Raw genomic sequence first — 9060 nt, 5'->3', positions numbered from 1 at the left:
ACCTATTTCTTCTGAAGTTGATAGTATTTCTAACTTCTGGTCTAAGGTCCATTTCTTATATTTCATATCTCAAATGTATTAGTTTGAAATTTAAAATATCACTCCGACTTTATTGGGGGCTAAACTAAGTGTAATAAAAGAAATACCAGTAATATAAAAAAATCGTAATTGGTAATTTTCAAGATTAGAAAATGAGTTAGTCATTGATTTTCTACCAATTAAAATAATACGAATAGCCAAAAATGTATATAAAATTATTTGTATAAGGTGAATTATTCTTCCAAAATCATAAATAAAATCCAATGCCTTAGAAGTTTCAGTTGTTAATGGAGTTCCATAAACGTTATTATTTATATAAGTTTGAAAATCTTGTTGATTTGATGAAAATGATACTATTAACATTAGTAAGCCAATTACAATAGATGGAATAAAATGATAAATCCATTTTGCTTTACTAATTTTAAAATTGAAAGCACTAAAAAGATATAGATAATAAGAAGGGTAAAATGCTAAAAGTGCGGTTAAAAAAATAAAATCATAATAATGAACAATTTTATAAAAATTGAAAAACGCTAGAAAATTACCGAAAAAAACTAAAAAGCTAATTAAAAAAAAGATGCTTAGCAATAATCTGTTCTTAAGTTTTTTTGTGGAAAGGGCTAATAAGAAAATAGCTCCAAATGCAGTTACAAAGAGTACTAATAATAATGCAGTTAATTTAATCAATGTTTTAAAATTTACAAATTAAAATTAGATTAAATTATTCAAATTTAAAATGATAATTATCAAGTTTTGTTAAACCAAAAATAAAAAATAAATTCGTTTAAACTTTATGTAACTTTGCACTTTAATTAGAAAAATAAATGCCACAACATTCTAAAAATAAGTTAGCCCAATTAGTGGTAAAAAATTGTGAAAAATTTAAAATTGAAACTATTGTTATTTCTCCAGGTTCAAGAAACGCACCTTTAATTATTGAATTTTTAACTTCCAAAAAAGTAAAAGCATTATCTGTTGTTGATGAGCGTAGTGCTGCCTTTTTTGCATTAGGAATAGCACAACAAACTAAAAAACCAGTTGCTTTATTATGCACTTCGGGTTCAGCATTATTAAATTATTATCCAGCAATTGCAGAGGCATTTTATAGTAATATACCTTTAGTTGTAATTTCAGCCGATAGACCGTTACATTTAATTGATATTGGTGATGGTCAAACTATTAGACAAGAAAACGTTTTTAAAAATCATATTTTATATAGTGCAAATTTAGGCTATAATAATGATAAATTAATTTGTAAAAAAGCGTTGGAAATGGCCATAAATAAAAGTGGCCCTGTTCATATTAATGTACCATTTGATGAACCTTTGTATGAAGTTGAGGATGAAATTATAAATGAAATCAACACCATTTCAGAAAAAAAAGAATTGCCTAAAAGTTTATTAAATGAAGCTCCGTTAGTGGTTGATGAGCTTCAAAAATATGCAGATGTTTGGAATACTTCCACAAAAAAAATGGTAATTGTTGGAGCTTATTATCCTGATGAATTGTTGCAAATACAACTAGAACATTTAGTGAAAGATCCTTCTGTATTAGTGCTTATTGAAAATACAGCAAATGTTGGACATCCAAAGTTCATCAATAGTATTGATAAATTAATTTTTCCTTTAGAAGAATACGAGTTGTCTAAATTTCAACCTGAAATTTTACTGACACTTGGGGGATTAATTGTCTCTAAAAAAATTAAGCAACAGTTAAGAAAATATCAACCAAAACATCATTGGCATATAAATGCAAAAACTTCTTTAAATACTTTTCTATGTTTAGAGCATCATTTTAAAATATCTGCTACTTTGTTTTTTAGTCAGTTTTTCTTTTTAACTAAATCTAAAGAAAGTAATTACCAACAATTTTGGTTACATAAAAAGGAAATTCGTTTAAAAAATCATCAAAAATTTATTAATACTTGTAAATTTTCAGATTTAAAAACTTTTAGTCAAATATTGCCAAGTATTCCAGATAATTTTCAGTTACAACTTAGCAATAGTTCTGTAATTAGATACTCACAATTATTTGATATTAATAAAACATTAGCTGTTTTTTGTAATCGTGGTACCAGTGGTATTGACGGAGCCACAAGTACTGCTGTTGGAGCGGCATTTGCTAGTAAGAAGGATACCGTTTTTATAACAGGCGATATCAGCTTTTTTTACGATAGTAATGCACTTTGGAATAATTATATTCCTGCCAATTTTAGAATTATATTAATTAATAATAAAGGAGGAGGAATTTTTAAATTTATTCCGGGACCTAATTCAACAAATGCACTACATTATTTTGATACTCCACATAATTTAACTGCTAAACATTTATGTGAAATGTTTAATTTTGAGTATCAGTTAGCAAAATCAGAAGAAGAAGTTTCTGTAAATTTGGCTTCTTTTTATAATCAATCTAAAAAACCAAAATTATTGGAAATTCAAACTCCAACAGAGGTTAACGATAAAATTTTAAAAGCATATTTTAAGAATTTAAAAATATAATAATGGAATTAAAAATAGGAGATAAGGTAGATTTAATTGTGGTAAGGAATACTGGTATTGGTTTTACCGTTTTAATTAATGAAGAATTTGAAGGCTTATTATATAAAAATGAATTATATCAAAAAATTGAAGAAGGACAAAAATTAGTTGGATATATTAAAAAAATTCGTGAAGATGGTAAGTTAGATGTTAGTTTACAAGCAGTTGGTTTTAAGCAAACTATTGTTAAAAATGAAATTATTATTCTGGATGCTTTAAAACAAAAGGAAGGATTTTTACCATTAAATGATAAAAGCAAACCTGATGATATAAAATATCAATTAGGAATGAGCAAAAAAGCTTTTAAAAATGCAATTGGAGGTTTATTTAAACAAAAATTGATAACTATTTCAGAAGAAGGAATCACATTGTTTAGTAAAGATTAGATTTTATGCTATCCAAAAAAATTATAATACCTATTCCAACTTATGGATTTGATCCCTCTGAAGTTGCAATTCCTTGGAAATTATTTTCAGAAAGTAATATAGATGTTGTTTTTGCCACTCCAAAAGGGAAAAAAGCTTCAGCAGATAAAATAATGCTTAATGGAAAAGGTTTAGGAATTTGGAAGCCATTATTAATGGCTAGAAAAGATGCTGTTAAAGCCTACTTTGAAATGGAACAATCAGAAGCCTTTTGTCAACCTTTAAAATATAAAGATATTAAAGAAGTTAATTTTGACGCTATTTTTTTACCTGGTGGACATGATAAAGGAGTTAAAGAATATATAGAGTCAGAGGTATTACAACATTTAGCAGTAGATTTTTTTAAGGCTAATAAACCTGTTGGTGCAATTTGTCACGGAGTAGTTTTGCTGGCAAGAAGTATTAATCATAAAACTAAAAAATCAGTGCTGCATAATTATAAAACTACAGCCCTTTTAAAATCACAAGAATTATTAGCCTATAATCTTACAAAAATTAATCTTAAAAAATATTACCTCACCTATCCTGGATTTACAGTGGAAGATGAGGTAAAATCAGTTTTATCGGACAGTAAAAATTTTATAAAAGGAAGTATTCCTTTGTTAAGAGATAAACAAAATAATTTAAAAAGAGGCTTTATTGTAAAAGATAAAAATTACTTATCTGCACGTTGGCCAGGAGATGTATATCGCTTTTCAAACGAGTTTATTAAAATGATAAATTCTTAATTTTCGATAGTAAAGCGTTGTAAATTAATTGATTATTTAATTTTTAATTCCTCTTTTATAGTTTTATTTAAACCTTTTTTATTCACTAAAACTGAAATTGTTTTTAATTTAAAATAAGGTTTGCTCATATAAACATAACCACCATTACCAATTCTGTCTCCAGTAGTTCCCCAAGAATTTTTTATTTTATAATATTCATTATTATTTTGATCTTTTACCATGCCAACAATTTGCATTAAATGGTCGTCAGTAGTATCATAATTTTCAAATTCTTGTTGTCTATATTCTGGAGTAATCTCTTTTTCAGTAACAATATAAGTCATAGCTTTTTTATCATCATCCAATTTTTTTGGTTCTATGGCAACTCCATATTTTTGTGAAAAAGTTTTTTCGGAAACATCACAATCAATGGCTAAGGTGTAACCGTTTTTTAATGCATTATCAACAGTGGTAACTAATTCATTTAAAGGTAGATTATAAAAACTTCCATTTGCAAAATTATCAGGAATGTTTAAAATGAATTTAGTGTAAAAAGGTTGCTGCATAAAAGAAGTTAATGTCACATAATCATCAGGATTAATATGTGTCATTTTTAAAAAGGTTTTTGGAGTATAATAAACACCATCATACATAAATTTTTCAGGTATTTTTCCAATAGTAACGTTTAATATAGAATCTACTTCTTTTTTCCAATTAGGATGTTTAGAATGCTTGTCATTTTTAATATAAGCGTCTAATACTTTTTTTAATTCAGGTACAATTTTAGAGTGGTTATAATTGGTTTCTCCATTCACTAAACCAGAAAACGCACTTTGAGGTACTAATCCATATATTCTAATAGAATTTAGGACATCATGAGCTAATCCGCCTTCACCAAACTGAGTTTTTCCTTGTCGCATTACGTAATCCCAAGCTTTAATTGGGTAGGTATTTCTAACGGTGTACATTTCAGAAATATCAATATTTTTTCCAATATTTTTATAAATTTCAGATTCAATAAATGAAGTTGTAGAAAAGCTCCAACAAGTTCCGGTATAACCTTGACTTTTTACATTTGAGGCTTCAATATCAATTACAGGTGTAAATACATATTTTTGTGCAGTTGGTAATCTTACGTTTATTACAGTGCCTTCTTGGGCAAAAAATAGTTGAGTTATTGCTAAAAAAGCAATTGAAAATAGTTTTCGTTTCATTGTTATTTTAATTTTTTGGGTTTTGTTCTACATATGTTCCGTCTCTTTTTTGGAGAATACGTTCAATATTTTGATAATATCCATCAGCATTTGGATCGTTTTCAGGTAATTTCATATATCCGTTTTTATAATATTTTAAAGCTTGTTTTAGTTTGCCGCCAGTTTCATAATATCTACCAATATAATAATCGCCAATAGGAGAATCTTTATATAATTTGTTAATCATTTCTCCGAAATCTTTTAAATAATCACCATTTTCTTTATCTAAAATAATGGGTTCAATGGCAAAAATATCTTGTTCTCGAATTTTTAAATTACTTCCAAATAAGTATTCAATATCTACATATTTGTTTTCTAAATAGGCAATGGCATCGGCAGGAGACAAATCTTTTATATTTTTATTGAATTCTTCTTTTGAAATTGCCGCGTAAATTTCAAAAATAAAAGCTAAAGCATTTGGAATGGATTCTCCAATAGAAGCTGTTTTAGTACTATTATCAAAATAATTGTATTTGTAAACAAACTTTGCGTTATCAATATTTTTAAGAATTAAATTGGTGTTTTTTATGTTTTTTTGCCTTTTAGCTGAATTATAATTTCCATTGCTCACATAATAATATCTATTTTCATCTTTTAAGGCTTCTGCTTTTTGTTGCAACATAGATGGCATATCCATGGCGTAGTATGGATTTATATTAATAAAAGCGTTAAAAGTAGGGTAGTCTTCAACTAAAAAGTAATTAATAAAATTAGCTGTTAATGTGTTTCCTACAATGGTTTTAAAAGGTGATATTCTATAATTTTCTTCAAAATAATCAATCAGTTCACTTTTAATAAATCGATAAAAAGCTTCTCCTTCAGTTGTTGGAAAACTGTTTTCTTTTTGATAGGAACAATCTTTATAACGTTCACCATATTGGTTTTGATTAATGCCTACAATAATTTGTTCTGGAGCTTTATCTTTTTTTGCAAATAAAATAGAATTTCCTACATAAACATCAAATAAATATTCAGCATCTAAAACAATAGTTAGTGGGTAAACCTTTGTGGAGTCGATTTGATAGCTAGAAGGAATATAAATTTTTAAAGTTCGTTCATTTTCCAATTCTTTTGATTCAAATTTTTTAAGGTGAATGTTTTGTGAATAGTTATAATTTGAAATGAAGATAATGAGCAGCATGAAAATGCTTTTTAGTGAGGTAGATTTCATAGGCTAAAATTAAATAGTTTTTTTATAATATTGAATATTGTAAAAAAGAAAAGTACAATTTTTTTACAAAAAATTGTACTTTTTACTATTTTAAATATTTTTTTCTAGTTATTATTACAATATGAAAATAATTATTCTAAATCAAATCTATCAAGATTCATAATTTTTATCCAAGCTTTTACAAAGTCTTGTAAAAATTTATCTTGAGAATCCTTATAACTATATACTTCTGCTACAGCACGTAACTCTGAATTTGAACCAAAAATTATATCTGCACGTGTGGCCAACCATTTTCGATTTCCTGTAGCACGATCTACACCTTCAAAAATTTCTTCAGTTTCATCAATTGCTTTCCAAGCTGTACTTAAATCAAGTAAATTTAAAAAGAAATCATTGGTTAATGTTTCAGGATTTTTTGTAAAAACCCCATATCTTGAATTATCAAAATTGGTATTTAACATTCTCATACCTCCAACAAGTACAGTCATTTCAGGAATGGTTAAGGTTAAAAGTTGTGCTTTATCAATTAGCATATCTTCTGTTCTTAAGGTACAGGTTGAGTTTTTATAATTACGAAATCCATCCGCTTTTGGTTCAAGAACCTCAAATGATTCTATATCAGTTTGTTCTATGGTTGCGTCTGTTCTTCCTGGAGTAAAAGGGACAGTAATATTGTAACCAGCATCTTTAGCAGCTCTTTCAATAGCTGCACACCCACCAAGCACAATCAAGTCTGCCAATGATACTCGTTTATTATCATTAACACCATTAAACTTTTTTTGAATAGTTTCTAATGTTTTTAAAACTTTTTTTAATTGAATTGGATTATTTACTTCCCAATTATTTTGAGGAGCAAATCGAATTCTAGCTCCATTTGCACCGCCACGCTTATCTGAACCACGAAATGTAGATGCGGAAGCCCAAGCAGTTGATACTAATTGTGAGATGGATAAACCTGAACCTAAAATCTGTTCTTTTAAAATAGAAATATCCATATCATTAACTAAATTATGATTGGCTACTGGAACTGGATCTTGCCAAATTAATTTTTCTTGAGGAACTTCTGAGCCTAAATAGCGAGAAATAGGTCCCATATCACGGTGAGTTAATTTAAACCAAGCTCTTGCAAACACATCAGCAAATTCATCAGGATTTTCATAAAAACGTCTTGAAATTGGTTTATAAATAGGATCCATTCTTAACGCTAAGTCAGATGTCATCATCATAGGAGCGTGTCGTTTTGATGAATCATGTGCATCTGGAACGGCAGTAGCTGCATCTGTTCCAACTGCTACCCATTGCCACGCACCAGCAGGACTTTTTTCCAAATTCCACTCATAACCAAATAAGGTTTCAAAATAACTGTTATCCCATTGTATTGGAGTGGGAGTCCAGGCACCTTCAATCCCGCTGCTAATTGTATCTACACCTTTACCAGTACCAAAACTATTTTCCCATCCAAGTCCTTGGTCTTCAATACATGCAGCTTCTGGTTCCCTACCCACGTGTGCTGTGTCACCAGCCCCGTGACTTTTACCAAAAGTATGTCCTCCTGCAATAAGAGCCACAGTTTCTTCGTCATTCATTGCCATACGTGCAAAAGTTTCACGTATATCTTTACCTGAAGCAATTACATTTGGTTCTCCATTAGGTCCTTCAGGATTAACATAAATTAAACCCATTTGAACTGCCGCTAATGGATTTTCTAAATCTCGTTCATCTGTGTAGCGTTTATCTCCAAGCCATTCAGTTTCTGCACCCCAATAAACATCTTGCTCAGGTTCCCAAATATCCTCACGGCCTCCTGCAAATCCAAATGTTTTTAACCCCATTGATTCTAAAGCACAGTTTCCAGCAAAAATCATTAAATCTGCCCAAGATATTTTTTTACCATATTTTTGTTTAATAGGCCAAAGTAACCTACGAGCTTTATCAAGGTTTATGTTGTCTGGCCAGCTATTTACGGGTGCAAAACGTTGATTTCCAGTTGATGCACCACCACGACCATCTGAAACTCGATAAGTTCCTGCACTGTGCCAAGCCATACGGATAAATAAAGGGCCATAATGGCCATAATCTGCTGGCCACCATTCCTGTGAATTAACCATTAATTCGTTAATATCTTTTTTCACTTTATCTAAGTCTAAACTTTTGAATGCTTCAGCATAGTTAAATTCTTTTTCCATTGGGTTAGATAAAGAAGAATGCTGACGAAGAATGTTTAAATTTAGTCGATTAGGCCACCAATCTTTGTTGGTAGCTTGTTTTTGATTTGTTTGCCCATTATGATAAGGGCATTTACTTTCGTTTGAATTACTCATAATTATTTTATTTTTTGTTTAACCCAAATTTACATAAGAAACATTTATTACGTAATTAAAAACAATAGATATTATTTATTTACATATAGATATCAATCAAAATATTTAATTTAATTTAATCAAAGTTGTAATATTTATATTGCAAGTCTAAAGGAATTTATTTCAACATCTTATTTTTACTAATTACTAATTACTAATTACTAATTTATATTGATGTGACTATGTAACAGGTTTAGGGTAACGGATGTTATGTTAGATTACGGGTACTCAGCTATTTTTTAAAAGAATCCAATTTTTTTACTTGTAGTGTAAAAGCCTAATTAATGCTGTAATTTTTGTATGGCAGCTTCAGCACAGCGTTCCCCATCCATCGCAGCAGAAACAATACCCCCAGCGTAACCACCACCTTCACCACAAGGGAAAAGCCCTTCAATTTCAGGATGTTCTAAATTATCTTTTCTTGGGATATTAATAGGCGAAGAAGTTCTAGATTCTACGCCAACAACATTGGCTTCTTGTGTATAAAATCCATTCATTTTTTGTCCGAATGCTTTAAAACCTTTTCGTAATCTTCCTCCAATAATTTTAGGTAATAGCGAATGCA

At 29.1% G+C, this 9060-nt stretch carries 8 protein-coding genes; 3 read left to right on the top strand and 5 right to left on the bottom strand.

What is annotated here, in order from left to right; genetic code table 11:
• Positions 1-90: 90 nt before the first annotated feature.
• Positions 91-726 (bottom strand): hypothetical protein, encoded by a 636-nt coding sequence (locus tag L3J60_RS12695; RefSeq protein ID WP_291975932.1) that lies wholly within the window; start codon positions 724-726, stop codon positions 91-93.
• 137 nt (positions 727-863) lie between these two features.
• Between L3J60_RS12695 and menD the strand changes: the two genes are divergently transcribed.
• Genes menD through L3J60_RS12680 form a run of 3 tightly spaced genes read left to right on the top strand, consistent with a single transcriptional unit; the run spans position 864 to position 3732 of the window.
• A complete protein-coding gene (gene menD / locus L3J60_RS12690; protein WP_291975931.1) occupies positions 864-2540 on the top strand; it encodes a 2-succinyl-5-enolpyruvyl-6-hydroxy-3-cyclohexene-1-carboxylic-acid synthase in 1677 nt (558 codons plus the stop codon).
• 2 nt (positions 2541-2542) lie between these two features.
• Positions 2543-2965, top strand: coding sequence for a DNA-binding protein (locus L3J60_RS12685; RefSeq protein ID WP_291975930.1), 423 nt, complete (start codon positions 2543-2545; stop codon positions 2963-2965).
• A 5-nt stretch (positions 2966-2970) separates the two neighbouring features.
• Entirely contained in the window at positions 2971-3732 is a 762-nt protein-coding gene (locus L3J60_RS12680) for a type 1 glutamine amidotransferase domain-containing protein (protein WP_291975929.1), read from the top strand.
• A 32-nt stretch (positions 3733-3764) separates the two neighbouring features.
• Here L3J60_RS12680 and L3J60_RS12675 read toward each other — a convergent pair whose 3' ends face one another.
• The 4 genes from L3J60_RS12675 to L3J60_RS12660 all read right to left on the bottom strand — a co-directional run.
• Positions 3765-4925, bottom strand: coding sequence for a C1 family peptidase (locus tag L3J60_RS12675; protein ID WP_291975928.1), 1161 nt, complete (start codon positions 4923-4925; stop codon positions 3765-3767).
• Between the two features lie 7 nt (positions 4926-4932).
• On the bottom strand, positions 4933-6105 hold the full coding sequence (locus tag L3J60_RS12670; RefSeq protein WP_291975927.1) for an alpha/beta hydrolase-fold protein: 1173 nt from the start codon (positions 6103-6105) through the stop codon (positions 4933-4935).
• Between the two features lie 161 nt (positions 6106-6266).
• The gene (gene katG, locus L3J60_RS12665; protein WP_291975926.1) at positions 6267-8456 is read right to left on the bottom strand and encodes a catalase/peroxidase HPI; all 2190 of its coding nucleotides are present in this window, start codon (positions 8454-8456) and stop codon (positions 6267-6269) included.
• 320 nt (positions 8457-8776) lie between these two features.
• The coding region (locus tag L3J60_RS12660; RefSeq protein WP_366837356.1) for an FAD-dependent protein at positions 8777-9060 on the bottom strand (284 nt) is incomplete at its 5' end.

Origin of the sequence: Lutibacter sp., assembly GCF_021647475.1 — a bacterium.
In the GTDB taxonomy this organism is placed as follows: domain Bacteria; phylum Bacteroidota; class Bacteroidia; order Flavobacteriales; family Flavobacteriaceae; genus Lutibacter.
The sequence above is the reverse complement of the archived record's forward strand: the minus strand, read 5'-3'. Positions and strand labels throughout refer to the sequence as shown.